We start from the raw sequence: 15,339 nt of genomic DNA on the forward strand, positions 1-15,339 counted from the left end.
GGAGAGTGGCTGTATCATCATAATAAACACCTCAAATTCATTTTATTGTTATAAAAAATATATTAGCTAAATATTCTATATGCCTTTATGAAGTTCCTTCTTTTTCGAGCTTTAATATAGCTTATATCTCTTCTAGCCATTTAGTTGTAAATGCTCCTAATTTATCAATGGACATATTATCAACATTGATAAATGTAGTATAGTCATATTTTGAAAACCACTGTTTTTTATATGTATGTAGATTATTTATATAGTGGTCAAAGAAGTTACGACTTCTATTTTGGTCTCCTTCCTTTCTTTTGCGAAGTACTTCCTTGCTGGCATCTAGGTATAATATACCATCTAGTTTACATTGTCTTAACCTATGTAACTCATCTTTTAATAACTCTTCTATATTCCAGTCTTTATCTATTGATTTTGGAAAATATAAAGTATAAAACTCGATTTCTTCAGGTCCTAAGTCTATAATAACTTTATCAAAGGATTTTAATCTGTTATATCTTTCAATTTCTGCATTTATAAATAGTCTTTGGATCTCAATATAGTCTTTTAGTTTATATTTATCTAAGCCTAATCTTTTAATTTCTTTTATAACTGGTCCTGGATTTTCATAGCTTACCTTAACATCCTTTAGGTTCGATTCTATATATTTTCCTAAAGTTGTTTTTCCACAAGCCATGCCCCCTTGAATTGATACTATAAACGACAATGACATCACCAACCTTATATTAAGTATGATACTAAACATTTTTCCATTGAATATAGCCTATTATTATGAATATTATAGTCTTTGATTTTCATATTTGTCAATATGACTTTTTATAAGAAATAAAGGGTTCTATTGTTAAATAAATTATTTAGTGGATGTTTATTCTAATAGTTGAAATTTCCCTCACTAGACATTTTTCTAAATAAGTGATATATTACTTACTAATGTTAAGAAAAAACTAAGTTATTATGGGGTGATAAAATGAGTACTATATCTGGTAGTGGATGTGATTTATTAATTCCCTTAAGTGAAAGAAAACCTCTAAAGGATATAGAGCGTAGTATTATTAAAACATATAGAAAGTATCTATGGTCTAAATTTGTTAAGGCTGTTAATGACTACTCTTTAATAGAAGAAGGGGATAAAATAGCAGTGGCCATATCCGGTGGTAAGGATAGTTTGTTGATGGCTAAGCTTTTTCAAGAGTTAAATAAACATGGTAAGATAAACTTTGATTTAGAATTTATAGCTATGAATCCAGGTTTTCATGAAAGTAATAGAGAGTTATTATTAGATAACTGCGATCACTTAGATATTCCTGTTAAGCTTTTTGAATCTGATATATTTAAAATAGTAGATCATATAGCAAATGACTATCCCTGTTATATGTGTGCAAGGATGCGCCGTGGTGCATTATATTCAAAGGCTAAAGAGCTTGGATGTAATAAGCTGGCTTTAGGTCATCATTTTGATGATGTTATTGAAACAAATATGATGAATATATTATGTTCCGGTAATTTTAAAACTATGTTACCTAAGCTAAAATCTAAGAATTTCGATAACATAGAGTTAATACGTCCCCTTTATTATGTTCGTGAAGAAGATATAAAGAGATTCACTCAAAATAATGGTCTATCTCCTATGAACTGTGGATGTGTAGTTGCTGCTAAAAAAACTTCCAGTAAACGTAGAGAGGTCAAGGACTTGATTAAAAAGTTAAGTGAAAGCTTTGAAAATGTTGAGGCAAATATCTTTCAATCAGCTAATAATGTTGATATAGAGCGTATTTTGGGATGGAAAAAGGATGATAAGAAATATTCTTTTCTAGATTTTTATGATGATTAATATAAATAGTAAATAAAGCCATAGGGCTACCCTCAGTGTGTGTTTAGGGTAACCCTATGGCTTTATTATGTGAGATTACATAGTCTTAATACTTTTCTTTAACATACTTTAGTATTTCTTTAAATAGATCCTTATTTGAAGCCATATAAGCTGATCTAAATGCTGGGCTAGCATTAGCTTCGCAAAACACATACTCACCATTTTTTCCAAACATTAAATCTATCCCAAGTACGTCTCCTCCTATTTTTTCATGGACTATCTTACAGATTTCTCTAATTTTACCATCTAAGGGATAAGGTTCTGTCACTGCCCCTTGGGAAATATTTGCTCTAAAATCTCCATTTGTAGTCTTCCTCTTTACCCCTATTAAGGCTTTACCTCCTATAGAGTAGATCCTTAGACTGGCTCCTGCACTGGTTTTTATATACTCTTGTGCTAATAATTCTCCCTGATTATATTTTTCATGTATCTCATCAAATTCTTGTTTATTATTTATTAAAAAGACTCCGTCACCTTTCAGTCCATGTATTTCCTTTAAAACAAAAGGAGATTTAACTTCTTTAACTAGAGCTTCATAACTAGAGCCATAAAAAGTCTTAGGTAAACATATGTCAGTTCCTGCTAATAAGGCATTTGTAATTACTTTATTATTACAGATATTAATAACCTTTTGACTATTTAGTGTCCAAATCCCTTTATTTCCATAAAACTGTGATATTGTTTTATTTCTTGTCAAATCTATAACAACATCCGGGGTGGGCAATTCATTATTTTTATATTTAACAATAGTCCTATTATTACATGAAGTAAGCTCTATATGATTTTTATTTAATTGAAGCATTTCTATACCTAAGTCTTTAGCTAAACTTTGATAGTGAGCCTCTCTTTTTCTGTTTCTTGGATCATCGTTCTTTCTTAAATTTAAGTAATATAACAACATTTTTATTCCTCCAGTTAAAAAGTTTATTTAATATATCAATCAAAATGTCATTCGTTGGGAACCTTTGAATAATATAAGATATTACCACTCTATTATATCCAACTTTTTAATCTCTTCATAGGCATCATCTATTCCCTTTAGATAATTTTTAAAGGATTGCTCTACAGCCACATTAGGTATAAAATTTCTTGGATAATTAGCATAACTAGGCATATATACATTAGAACACATAATACCTATCTTAGAATTAGGTAGTATTAACTTAAGCCCTGATGCATAAAAATTAACATTTTCTCCTGTGGCTTCTCCAACAGAGGTAGCTCCTAACTCCTCTTTAAAGGTTGCAGCTGCCTTAACCCCTGCAGAAAAAGTGTTTTTACCGGTTATAATAAAAATTCTTCCCCTTAATTTATTTACTTCTTTTAATTTCAAAACTAGGGTATGGGTTATTCGAGTATATCCTCCTTGATTAAACCTTAAATCTACTATAAGTCTTTCCACATCATTATTATTAATATAGTCTACCAATCTATTACTAAACTTTTTAATATCAGGGATAGATTTTGTGTATTCCTCTACACTTTCATGTACAATACTTTTATCCATGCATTTATTATATTGAAGATATAGTATTTTATCTTCTTTTATGTATTTATACCAATAGAAGTTGGGATTGTCTTTCATATCAGCCCTAGTATCCCGGCGATACTGAATTGACTTTTCTTCCATTATATCTTTAATGGACACCATATTATCAGACTCTATCTTTTGAGGAGTCATATCTACTTCTAAGACTCCTTTCTCTTCATCTTTAAATTTAACTTTTATAGTATCCTCTTTAGTTATATCTAAAAACTTTAATGCCTTTGGGCGCAGGATATACCTTCTACTTTGAGATTTTACCCATTGATTGGTATCATGGGATATTATTGAATCCATTCTTTTAACTATTTCATCAACAGATATATCATTTATACTAAGTAACTCTTTCCCTATAAGTTCTTTTTTTCTTTTATCAGTTTTAACCAGTCTTAACTCATCCCCAAACCAATAGGTCTCCAGTGGATATCTTTTCTCTTCTTCATATAACTGGTTATCTAATCTTGTATGACCTTCTCCTGATTTTGCTATCAACTTAGTCAGTTCATATTTTATTTCATAATCCTGAAGTTCTGAAACCCTCTCCTTTAATTGAGTTATCCCTTTACTAAAACCTTCTTCCTCTAAGGTATTATATATTTCCTTAGCCAATATTCTAGGTAATTTTTCTTCTAAGTATTCTATATCTTCAATCCACTGTTCATCCGTTAGACTCTCTTTACTCTCTACTGTAGAAACACTATCTTTCGACGTATTACATCCTGATAAAATAATCAATAAAAAAATTATAGCTGTTGTTTTCAAAGTTCTTTTAAATATCATATAGTTTTCATCTCCAATCTATAATTATATGGCATACTCCTTGTCCTATATTTATTTAGGTCCCATTATAACATATTTATTGTTTTTATGTTATTTTTTATTTGAAATTGTATGTTTTGGTTTTTATTCATTTTTCTCTATAAGGTACTTAATTGGGGGATTGCGAACCCCTCAGCAACTCAATAATGGACCTCCAGTGAATAAACAGTAGTCTCTCTAATAAATATAATTAAGGGGCTGTCGGGAAATAGATAGTTACTGAAAAATAGTATAATGGATATCCATTATACTATTTTTATATAAAAAAAGGGGAAGGTTAAAAATAACCTTCCCTTTTCCGTTATATAATATGATATTATATAACTACCATGAACAATTACTATTATAATGATTATTTCGAAATAGGGCAACAAAAAATTGTGAATTTTAATCTTTATCATATTGGATTACCTGAAGACGATGCAGTCTACACCTTAAAAAAAGTATTGGAGGAGTTGAATTTTGACCAGCTTATAGCTAGGTACAGCAATAAGGGAAGAAAAGGGTACAATCCAATTATGATGTATGCACTTATAATCTATGCAAATATGCGTGGAATAAGAAGTGTTGATAAAATTGTGGAATTATGTGAAAGAGATATATGTTTTATGTGGCTTGCAAAAGGTGAAAGACCCAAAAGAGATGCCTTTTATTACTTTATGAATGATAAAGCCACTAACTATATAATGGAAAATCTTCATTATCAATTCGTTAAAATTCTTGAAAAAGAAGGACTTATAACTCTCAAATCTTTATTTATAGATGGTACTAAAATTGAAGCAAATGCTAATCGTTATACCTTTGTATGGAGAGGAAGTATCAATTATCATCTTTCAAATTTGATTTTCTCCATAGAAAAGCTTTATGAAAGGTATAATAAACTTTTAGTTAAAAATGGTTATGATGGCAAATATAATCTTTGCAAAGAAGATATGTTTGTTATAGAAGGAATGGACAAAGTCAGAGAAGTTATTGAAAAAAATAAAAAGCGAAAACTTAGTAAGAAAAAGAAAATTTCTAATAATAAGATAATAAAAATATCTAATATATGTCCCATTAAGCTTCTTGATCTTAGGGCCAACCTTACAAAAATAGCTAAAGGAGAAGATATTAGTTTTGTATCTGGTAAAGGACAGAAAAAGCCTGAACTTCAAAAGATATATGAAAAAGTTCAAGAGTGTGGGAATAGAATAATGAAGTATAAGAAATCCTTTGAAAGTATGGGAGACGACAGAAACAGCTATTCCAAAACTGATGTAGAGGCTACATTTATGAGAATGAAAGAAGACCATATGTTGAATGGACAGCTAAAACCAGCTTATAATGTACAGATTGCAGTGGAAAATTATTTTATTATTCATACATATGTAAGCTCAGATAGGACTGACTATAATACTCTTATACCAATAATTGAAAAGCATCATGAAATGACAGGAGTGAAGTTAGAAGACACTACTGCTGACAGTGGCTATTGTAGTGAAAAGAATCTTTTATATCTGAAGAATAATGGTATAGAAAGCTATATAAAACTCCAAGAACATGAAAAAAAGAAAACAAAAAAATATTATCAGCAAATAGGGAAGCATTATAATATGAAAAGGATAGAGAAAGCTGATACAAATGGAGATAATAAAGTTTATTACATATGTCATGACGATAGGGAATTAAAGTTTATTAGATTGGAGACCCGGAGGGAAAAAGACTTTTTAAGAACATATAAAGTATACGAATGTAAAGATTGTAGTGGATGCAAATATAAATCAGAATGCCTATATAACTATGATGAAGATAAAGACTTAGAAAAGAACAAAGTAATGAAAATCAATGAAAACTGGGAAGAACTAAAGAAGCAATCAGAAAAAAATATACTTAGTGAAAAAGGCATTAAAAACCGTCAAATACGTTCTATACAAACCGAAGGTCATTTTGGCGACATTAAAGAAAATGACGGAATAAGAAAATTTAATCATCGTTCTAAGAAAAAGGTCTATAAAGAAATGATGTTTTATATCATGGGAAGAAACCTTAATAAATATCATAGATTTCTACAAGGAACTTTGAAGAAATTTGAGCCTAAAACTACCGAAAAAATAGCTTAGTAAAGTTTATGAACAAATATATACTAGCTTTTTTTGTTGTATCCAAAAATAATTTTCTTATCAAAAAGATAAAGAGTGCTTAGGAACTTGCTTTTTACTACAAGTAAGTTCCTAAGCATTTTTTGTTATTTAGGATTTGACAAGTTAAAATTTGCTATTTCCCGACAGCCCCTTAATTATATTTACTAGATTTATTTTTATAAAAGTACTACTTATTTCCTCCACAGCATTTTTTGTATTTCTTACCGCTACCACATGGACAGGGTTCATTTCTACCTATTTTTTTACTTCTTCTTTGACTTGTATTTTTATCATTATTTGAAGATAGGTCACTGGGCTTATAACCTTTCATCTTCCACATTCTAGTATTGTTGTTTAATACCACAAGATAACTTAATATTTCATTTGCATCTTCTGTATTCTCTATAACAAATATCTCTCCGGCAAATTCCATTATTTCATTTAATCCTTGGATCTGTATCATACTTATAAACTCAAAGATTATTTCTTTAGCTTCTTTTTTGTTTAATCCATACTTTCTTTTGAAATAATTTAGCACTTCTTTTTGTTTCTTATTTAATAATATATCTCCAGACTTTTCCGTTTCTTTTATAGTTATATATTTTAATTGATAGTAATCTAAATCTTGTCTTTTTTTATGGATAGCATACATTTCCTTATATTTATCATTTAATATATAATATATTAAATCTTCATCTCTCTCAATATATATGCTGAATCTTGGGTATTCAAAAGCTAAGTTTACTAGCCTTTTAGTATCCATCTCTATATTGTATCTTTCTTTTAATATACTAATAATATTAGATGTATTTATTACTCCATAGTAATGTAAACACCCGTCTATTAATTGAAATACTTCTGTGTTGTCCCTTATATCTTTAGCTATATCTCTAGAAGCCAATAGCTTATCTAGAGGTGCTAAAAGTTCCGTTGGAAGTATCAATAGTATAGTCCCATCATCCAATGATTTTGAAAATCCTATGCCTATCTCTTCAAGATATCTGGCTATTTTATAGAACTGATTTAGTTTAAGTACCCCTTCATTATCCACTATTTTTTTTAGTAAATCCATCTCATGTTGCCCTAATAATCTAATTTTTTTATCTAAATTATTTGGTATTCTTTCTGCTAGAGCTTTAGCTAGTTCTTTTTTATTTAAGGTACTTAGTCCCTTAAATTTATATTCTTTTCTTATATCAGTTAACTGCTTTTTAGTTAATGTATTTAAATAATATTCATATGTGTCATCCTGCTCTTTAAGAAAATTTTGTTTGTTATTCTTTTTTAAATCTTTCTTTACTTCCCTAACTACTTCTTCAAACATAATATTAAATTTATCATTTTCCATTAACTCTTTAAATCTATTGGCATCAACCCCATCGCTTTCTAGCCTTAATCTTATAGTCTCCATATAGTGGGATTTAGCCTTATCCATGTTATTTATTATCATATAACAATTGGCTATCTCAGATTCTAAGTAATAATTTTTAGGATAAGATCTAAGCACTTCATAATCCTCTAACACTCTATCTTGATTTTTATTTTCTATATTAATAAGAAAATCTATCATATATATGGCCCAAGTCATATCTATATCTTTCTTATTATCCCTTAGAAACTTTGCAAAATATTTTTTTGATTCTTTTTCTAATACCGACATTGCCAATATGTTAATAAATTCTTTTTTATAATTGGATTCTGTTAATTCTACTCCGTAGTGTTCTGTTATTTTTTTTAAAATCATCTGCATTATCCTTTCCTTTAAATATCCTTATCTATTATAGCTTATATTACTACTAATATAAAGGATTGTTATCAGTAGTAATATACTAATGGCATTTAAAGGGAGTAATCTTTCATTAAATATTGTCATGATATAGTTAAAACTTTTTCTTTATTTTTGACCATAACCCAGAGCCAATCATTTCATCGGCAAACTTTAAGATAGACTGAATAACCTCTAATACATCTCCATCTCCTGCCCAGTGTTTTTTTACTATATTTTCATCTGTGTTATTAATAACAGCATTTAGTACATAGGCTGCCACCGCTATGTCATCTAAAAACCCCACTGGACCCACTAATACCTCTGGCATCAAGTCTAATGGAGAAATAAAATATGCAATAGCCGCCGCTAGTTTTGCCTTTTCCTTTGCTGGGACTCCTTTATCAATAGACATTTTACAAAGTAAGTGAAATAAATCTGGGGCAAATAGTAGGTAGTCAACAAACTTGTGGTTTCTTCCTACTTTAGTTTCTGACCACTTTCTAATTTTTTCTCTAATCTTTTTGTAGAATCCATCATTTACATTTGTATCTAGATTATTCATATAAACCTCCTCTTAGGCAGTTTGGTGTTTTATTACCTTACATTTATTCTTTTACTTTTATAAAGCTATAAAACTCAATGTTTCTAATAACTAATTCGTCATTTGATCTATACTTATATCCATATACTCCCTTAAATATAATTTTTATTTTTATATTTTCAGTTTCATCTGTATAGGTCATTCTGTCTATGGGTATGTTTCTTTTTTTTCTGTTTTCATTATATATATCCTTTACTACCTTATATAAACTTTTTTTGTAGATTATTTCTTTTTTATTTTTTATAATAAACTCATTATTATCAATATTATAGTCAATATCTAACCCTATATTTCTATCATCTTCTTTATTGTAGTCTCTTTTATTAAACTCTTTAAAGTAATCAAAGTCTGATATATCACTAAATGTGTTTTTATTGTATAAGCTATAGTTGAAAAATTCCTTTTCTCTACTAGGGCCTATTCTATTGTCGTATAATTCAAATCCAAATATAACATTCATATCTTTTATTTTAAAATCATTGGGAAGGTATTTTATATCATCTAAATCATGATATCTATCAAAGTACAATATTACACTATTAATGTTATTTTTATCTTCTTTTGTAAAGGACTTTTCTTTAGGCAATGATTTTATCTTTAGGTTTTCACCTATCATATCATACTTTTCTAATACACTTTTAAAACGGCGATTTTGACTCCATTTTGATATTGAATAGGAACTAAGGGGTCCTGTCACTCCTATTATTGTTATGACCACTAGTGTAATGATTATTATTATGTTTTTTATGTCTTTTTTAATTGAATAATATATCATCGAAAAAGCAAGCCATAATCCTATTAATACTACAAAATATCTACTTTCTGTTATTCCATAACTATTTATCCTTATACCTATCGCTAAAAACATTAGCCCTAGTAACGGTATAATAGCTTTAGGAATAATTTTTAAGAACTTTTTAATCCATTGATTTATATCCCTTAATGGGTATATAAAGAAAAATGTTATTGTACTTATTATGGAATACCATAATACCAAGTTTCCAATAATACCTTCTGGTAATGCTCTTATAACTACTATTTTCCCAAAGTATATATATAAGATAACTGTGTAAACACTTAATAGGGGCATAATTATATATTTTAATAAAACCTTTAGTACTTTAGGATAATCCTTTATAGAAATATTCTCTTCCTTCTTTGGTATATCGGCTAAGAAAAATCCTGGAGCAAAAATTCCTGCCACTATAAATCCTATGTCCCCGAATATTTTCCCTGATATATCTGCATTAAATAATAGGTTTATTGTTACTAATATAGCTGCAAGTCCTAAGTATAAAACTAAAGAATAAACATATGTAACAACAAATCTAGAGAATAACTTAATAACATATATCTCGTAATTTCCTCTTCTACTTATATAGGGTATAAGGGTAAATATAAGATATAGTGCTATGGTATATCCAACATATTTAGTCCCTGATACATAGTCTATTTCCCTAAAGTATAAAAAATATAAAAGTACTAGTATAACTGGCACCACTCCTTGAACCAGTATTCTTATTTGTTTATTTATATTTGGTTTAGCCTCAAATAATAAATATACTGATAAACTTAAAGGGATTCCTAGGGCAACTGTCATTACTATAGGTCTAAGAGTAGCCCTCATGTCATCTATATAGTCTAAATGATTTCCATATATTAAAATTATTACAGTTAAAGTTGAATATAATAGTGCCATGGGAAACCTTCTAATACTAAAGAATAATTTATTTCCTAAAGTTTTCGTTAATTTAGTAATATTAATTATTATCACTCCTTTTATTTTTATTTTATCATGGATTAGTGGTAGTTGTAATAGGATTGATTAAGTAATTTTAGAATATGGGCATTTATTTAAATAATTAGTATATAAAAAATAGGCCCAATAAATTTAGGCCTTATTTATATTATGTCTTGGTAAATACATTATATTTAGTTGTCCTGTTTTAGGGTGCTTTTTAACTTCTGCATTGACTTCAAAAACTTCTTTAAGGAGTTTTTCTGTTATAATTTCCTTTGGTTTTCCTTCAGTTACTATTTTTCCTTCCTTTATTACATATATCCTATCACAATACATTACTGCTAAATTTAAGTCGTGTAACGCAGCCAATACCTCTAGACCTAGGGATTTTATAAGGTCTAAAAGTTGCAGCTGATACTTTACATCCAAATGATTTGTTGGCTCATCTAATACTAAGAATTTCGCTCTTTGGGCTAAGGCCCTAGCCACCATTATCCGTTGTTTTTCTCCCCCAGATAAAGTTGAAAAATTTCGTTTTCCATAGTCCTCCATATCCACTTTTTTTAATGACTCATAGACTATTTCATAGTCCTTAACACTATCAAACTCCAACATTTTTTTATGGGGAGCTCTTCCCATCATTACTATTTCCTCAACTTTAAAGTCAAAGTTAAAGTTGTTAAATTGTCTCACCACAGCCAGTTGTTTTGCAGTTTCCTTTAAAGGAATATTAACTATTTCCCTTTCGTCTAAGGTTATAAGTCCTGCATCAGGTTTTATTACTCTGTATATAGTTTTTAGTAGAGTTGATTTTCCACTTCCGTTTGGCCCTATTAATCCTACAAATTCGCCCCTATTTACATTAGCCTCGACTTCTTTCAGTATATGATTACCACTTATGGTAACAGATATATTATTGGTTTTAAGTTCCATAATCAATTGCCTCCAAATCCATAGGATTTTTTCACCATAAGCCATAGGAAAAATGGCGCTCCCAGTAGAGAAGTTATTACCCCTATGGGTATTTCAGTTCCCCCCATTATAGTTCTTGCAAATACGTCTGTCCATATTAGAAAAATAGCTCCTATTAGAGCACTTATGGGTACTAATTTTCTATGATCAGATCCAACTATTCCCCTCACTATATGGGGAATAAGTAATCCCACAAAGCCTATGGTTCCAGCAACATAAACTATCATTCCTGTCATAAGGGAAGTTATAAGCATATAAACTTTCCTGTGGGAATTTAGGTTGGTTCCTAGGGTTATTGCGTTTTCATCCCCCATAAGCATCATATTTAGGTTTCTAAATTGGAATATGAAAAATAATACTCCCAATACAATTATAATGCTTGGTGTAATGATATTTTGCCACGAGCCTGATACTAGACTTCCCATTAACCAAAAAGTTAAAGTTTTCATTCCCTGGGCATCATTGGCTATAAATATTATAAAACTTGTAAAGGATGAGCATATGGCACTGATTGCCATACCAGCTAATAATAACTTCACCGATGATGAATTTCCTCCGATATTAGACAGTATATATACAGCCACGGAACAAATAAATGCTCCTATAAATGCCGATATCCCTATGGCATTTGTACCAAATATACCTCCTACACCTAACATTATGGCAAATGTAGCCCCTAATGAGGCTCCCGAGGATATACCTAGGGTATAGGGGTTGGCTAGAGGGTTTTGTACCATAGCCTGCATTACCACTCCTACTATAGAAAGACCCATGCCTACAACTGCTCCTAAGAGTACCCTAGGAACTCGAATTCCCCATATTATGTCATAATTCATTCCTGAAGTAAGGGTTTCAATATCTCCTATGGGTATTTTTACTGTATTATAAACTACTATTCTAAATGCCTCTGTGGCTTTTATCTCCACAGGACCAAATACCACAGCAAATATAATTGATAAAAATAAGGTTATTATAAGTAATAGGATTGTTATTATAAAAACCTTCCTATCTTTAATTATTCCTTCTTTAAAGCTATTGGTATTTTCCCCTATGGATTGTCCTAGTTTTTCTGTGTTTTCCAATATTATCACCTATTATTTCCATATATTTATTTAAATAATTCTGGATAAAACTCCTTAGCAAACCTTTCAATACCCTTTATAGTTCTAATTCCTCCAGCATAGGTTTCTGCTAGGGGTGTAAATATTATTTTATCATTTTTTATAGCATTTACATTATTAAGGACAGAATTATTTTTTAATCCTTTTATACTATCATTATCCTTTTCTTGCTCTAAATAATGGATAAGTATAATAGCATCTGGATTTTTAGCAACTATATTTTCTATGCTATAGGTTCCACTCTTTTCTGCTAAATTTATTCCCCCTGCCTTTTCTATCATGTCATTTATAAGGGATGTTTTACCATATACACGATATTTATTATCTCCAGCCCCTTCTAATGCAAGTACTTTAACAGGTTCTTTATCCTTTATTTTATCTTGGATATTGGATATTCTTTCTTTCATTGAGTTTATAAGTTTATCTGCTTTATCTTTAATATTAAAAATCTTTCCTATATCATCTATGTCTTTATATACATTTTCTATGGACCTTTCATCGGCTACCCCTGAATTCCTTTGGATAAACGTGTATACTCCTTTTTTATTCCAACTTTCCACTGAACCTATGTTTTTATCCATAAATGCACTACTCCATCCAAATATTAAATTGGGTTGTTTTGCTATAACCACTTCTTTAGAAGGATATCTATTGGATAGTACTGGTATCTTTTCATATTTCTCTTTAAGTTTAGGTAAAATGGGATTATCTAAGTATGATGTTCCCACCATAATATCTTCAAGACCTAAAGTAAGTAAAAGCTCCGTTGGAGGCTGATTTGTAGTGATGATCTTATCCGGTCTTTTAGTAAATGTTATTTGATATTCTTCTCCTTGGGAATTATAATTTTTTATAGTCACTGGGTAGTAAGATGTTTCTTTTGTTGGGTCTTGTGTATCCTTCTGTTTCTGTTGTTTTACTTTGTCTTGATTGTCATTGTTAGATGTATTTGCATCACTTCCACATCCAACGGTTAGTGTTGCTATAAGGAATAAGCTAAGTAAAACTGTAATAATTCTTTTTGTCATAATTGTCATCTCCTTTATCTTTTGGTGGCGAAACAAAGGCACCATTGAAGGTCCTTTGTTGGTATAGAGTGTAAAGTGTAGGGAGTAGATATCTATTTAGCTAATAGTATATGTAGAGATTCGGTATATTGAATCCCTTAGATTTTCTTTTAGAAGAACTATTATACTAAGCAATTCTTAATATAAAAAAGCCCCTATTAGGAGCCTTGTATAAATATAATTGTAATATAAAACTTAAGTTTTCTAAAAAAAGACATAATATCACCATTATATAAATAACTATCTCCCTCCGAAATAATTACCTAAGAAAGATTTATAGGCAGGTTTCCTGGCTTACACTTCATCCTAGTCTCTTCCCTTCCTGGCCCTTTAGCCAGTGGTTAACGAAGATTTCGTCAATGATTACAGTAGCGGGGGCTGCACCGGACTTTAACCGAATTTCCCTTTTATCCTCATGAAAGGCACCCATTCTTTCAGCATATTCAGTTATACATTTAAACTTAATTATAGGTAATTATGTTGTTATTGTCAACTTTATTGGAGAGGGGAAGTTAAAAAGAAGTTAAAAACGGTTCATTGATTGGTTATATTATTATTTGATTAAAAATTTAGCTTTGAAACTTTCATTTTTTACCTTATATCCCTTATTTACTTGTAAATTTTCAATAAATTCATTAAGCTTGTCCACTTTTATAACATAAAATATAAAACTTAACTCCATAATTTTAATTTTTGGACCTTGAAAATGCTTTATTTTATTATCCACATATTTCTAAAAAGTCATCAACGATATTCTTATATTTTTCATCACTAAATAATAGCTCCACCCCTAGTGAACAAAGACTGGACACTCTAGACTGAGTTATATTGCCAAAGTAATGGCAGATATTTTTGACCTTATAGTCGCAAAATCTACTCATAAGAACCATAGCTATAGCTTTGACTTTTGTTAAATTTCTAATATATTTTATTTTTATTTTATCTTTATCTTCTCCTATATAGTCCCCTACGAAAGTTAGTATATCATCTGGCTCTATATCCTTTGCTATGATAGTTTTTTCACTTTTATATTCACATTTTTGGTTTCTAAACCCATATTCTGCCTCTATCTGTTCTTGCTCCTCAGCAGAATTAGGCACTAACATAAAATCTAAATATTCCTTTATAGCTTTTTTCTTATTTTTATCACTATATAACTTCAATATAAGGTCACAATCTACTATTTCAAATCTATCATCTAAATCTCCTAAATAAATTGGTGCACTGGAATATGGGTATTGGAAAACCTTATTACTCCAATTCCTTAGTTTTCTAGGATTCTTGTGAATATATTTTGAGGCCTGTAATATATAATTGTCCTTATCTATTATCTCACTTCTAAATCTGTCGGAGAATACATGACCCCTTCTTTTATATTTTCTATTATAATATTTAGCATAGGACAAGTTTATACCGTGCATTATCTTGGTTATATCAGCACCTGCAGCATCAATAACCATATGGGCATGATTATCCATAAGGCAGAAGGCATATAACTTAAATCCATACCTTTTTTTATATCTTTTTATTCTTAATAAAAATTGATCCCTATCCTGATCATCTTTAAATAGGAGTATCCCATCTACACACCTAATCATAATATGATAAATTGAAAAATTCGTTTTTAATCTAAATGGACGTGGCATAACACTACCCCTTTCACTAATATATTATGATTTCATTATTAGCTTAAGGGGTAGTGTTTATACCTATA

At 29.7% G+C, this 15,339-nt stretch carries 13 protein-coding genes and 1 riboswitch; of the genes, 2 read left to right on the top strand and 11 right to left on the bottom strand.

Features of this window, described 5'->3' with window-relative positions; genetic code table 11:
• Positions 1-121: 121 nt before the first annotated feature.
• The gene (locus V6137_RS00365) at positions 122-748 is read right to left on the bottom strand and encodes a deoxynucleoside kinase (protein ID WP_425445883.1); all 627 of its coding nucleotides are present in this window, start codon (positions 746-748) and stop codon (positions 122-124) included.
• 222 nt (positions 749-970) lie between these two features.
• On the opposite strand from V6137_RS00365, the gene V6137_RS00370 reads away from it, so the two are divergent.
• Complete coding sequence (locus V6137_RS00370) at positions 971-1,834, top strand: tRNA 2-thiocytidine biosynthesis TtcA family protein (RefSeq protein WP_425445884.1); 864 nt, start codon at positions 971-973, stop codon at positions 1,832-1,834.
• 85 nt (positions 1,835-1,919) lie between these two features.
• Here the strand turns inward: V6137_RS00370 and V6137_RS00375 are convergent, their stop codons facing one another.
• Both V6137_RS00375 and V6137_RS00380 read right to left on the bottom strand, forming a co-directional pair.
• Positions 1,920-2,774 carry an ATP-grasp domain-containing protein gene (locus V6137_RS00375; protein ID WP_425445885.1) on the bottom strand — a complete coding sequence of 285 codons (855 nt, stop codon included), beginning with the start codon at positions 2,772-2,774 and terminating at the stop codon, positions 1,920-1,922.
• An 81-nt stretch (positions 2,775-2,855) separates the two neighbouring features.
• Positions 2,856-4,196: a S41 family peptidase gene (locus V6137_RS00380; protein ID WP_425445886.1), complete on the bottom strand. Its 1,341-nt coding sequence runs from the start codon at positions 4,194-4,196 to the stop codon at positions 2,856-2,858.
• Between the two features lie 368 nt (positions 4,197-4,564).
• Here V6137_RS00380 and V6137_RS00385 point away from each other — a divergent pair, with 368 nt between their 5' ends.
• On the top strand, positions 4,565-6,334 hold the full coding sequence (locus V6137_RS00385) for an IS1182 family transposase (protein ID WP_425445887.1): 1,770 nt from the start codon (positions 4,565-4,567) through the stop codon (positions 6,332-6,334).
• Between the two features lie 208 nt (positions 6,335-6,542).
• On the opposite strand, the gene V6137_RS00390 is transcribed toward V6137_RS00385, so the two are convergent.
• The 8 genes from V6137_RS00390 to V6137_RS00425 all read right to left on the bottom strand — a co-directional run bounded on the left by V6137_RS00390 (position 6,543) and on the right by V6137_RS00425 (position 15,271).
• A complete protein-coding gene (locus V6137_RS00390) occupies positions 6,543-8,099 on the bottom strand; it encodes a YecA family protein (protein ID WP_425445888.1) in 1,557 nt (518 codons plus the stop codon).
• 136 nt (positions 8,100-8,235) lie between these two features.
• On the bottom strand, positions 8,236-8,685 hold the full coding sequence (locus tag V6137_RS00395) for a YkvA family protein (protein ID WP_425445889.1): 450 nt from the start codon (positions 8,683-8,685) through the stop codon (positions 8,236-8,238).
• Positions 8,686-8,728: 43 nt separating this feature from the next.
• Positions 8,729-10,423 carry a DUF4153 domain-containing protein gene (locus tag V6137_RS00400; protein ID WP_425445890.1) on the bottom strand — a complete coding sequence of 565 codons (1,695 nt, stop codon included), beginning with the start codon at positions 10,421-10,423 and terminating at the stop codon, positions 8,729-8,731.
• A 192-nt stretch (positions 10,424-10,615) separates the two neighbouring features.
• Positions 10,616-11,398 (bottom strand): ABC transporter ATP-binding protein, encoded by a 783-nt coding sequence (locus V6137_RS00405; protein WP_425445891.1) that lies wholly within the window; start codon positions 11,396-11,398, stop codon positions 10,616-10,618.
• A 2-nt stretch (positions 11,399-11,400) separates the two neighbouring features.
• On the bottom strand, positions 11,401-12,519 hold the full coding sequence (locus tag V6137_RS00410) for a FecCD family ABC transporter permease (protein ID WP_425445892.1): 1,119 nt from the start codon (positions 12,517-12,519) through the stop codon (positions 11,401-11,403).
• A 26-nt stretch (positions 12,520-12,545) separates the two neighbouring features.
• Positions 12,546-13,586: an ABC transporter substrate-binding protein gene (locus V6137_RS00415; protein WP_425445893.1), complete on the bottom strand. Its 1,041-nt coding sequence runs from the start codon at positions 13,584-13,586 to the stop codon at positions 12,546-12,548.
• A gap of 301 nt (positions 13,587-13,887) precedes the next feature.
• Positions 13,888-14,070: riboswitch (cobalamin riboswitch) on the bottom strand.
• Positions 14,071-14,178: 108 nt separating this feature from the next.
• Positions 14,179-14,352, bottom strand: coding sequence for a hypothetical protein (locus tag V6137_RS00420; protein ID WP_425445894.1), 174 nt, complete (start codon positions 14,350-14,352; stop codon positions 14,179-14,181).
• Positions 14,345-15,271: a transposase gene (locus tag V6137_RS00425; RefSeq protein WP_425445895.1), complete on the bottom strand. Its 927-nt coding sequence runs from the start codon at positions 15,269-15,271 to the stop codon at positions 14,345-14,347. Before V6137_RS00425 ends, V6137_RS00420 begins: the two co-directional genes overlap by 8 nt.
• Positions 15,272-15,339 lie beyond the last annotated feature (68 nt).

The organism is Dethiothermospora halolimnae, from assembly GCF_037577855.1.
GTDB classification, from domain to species: Bacteria; Bacillota; Clostridia; order Tissierellales; family VENL01; genus Dethiothermospora; species Dethiothermospora halolimnae.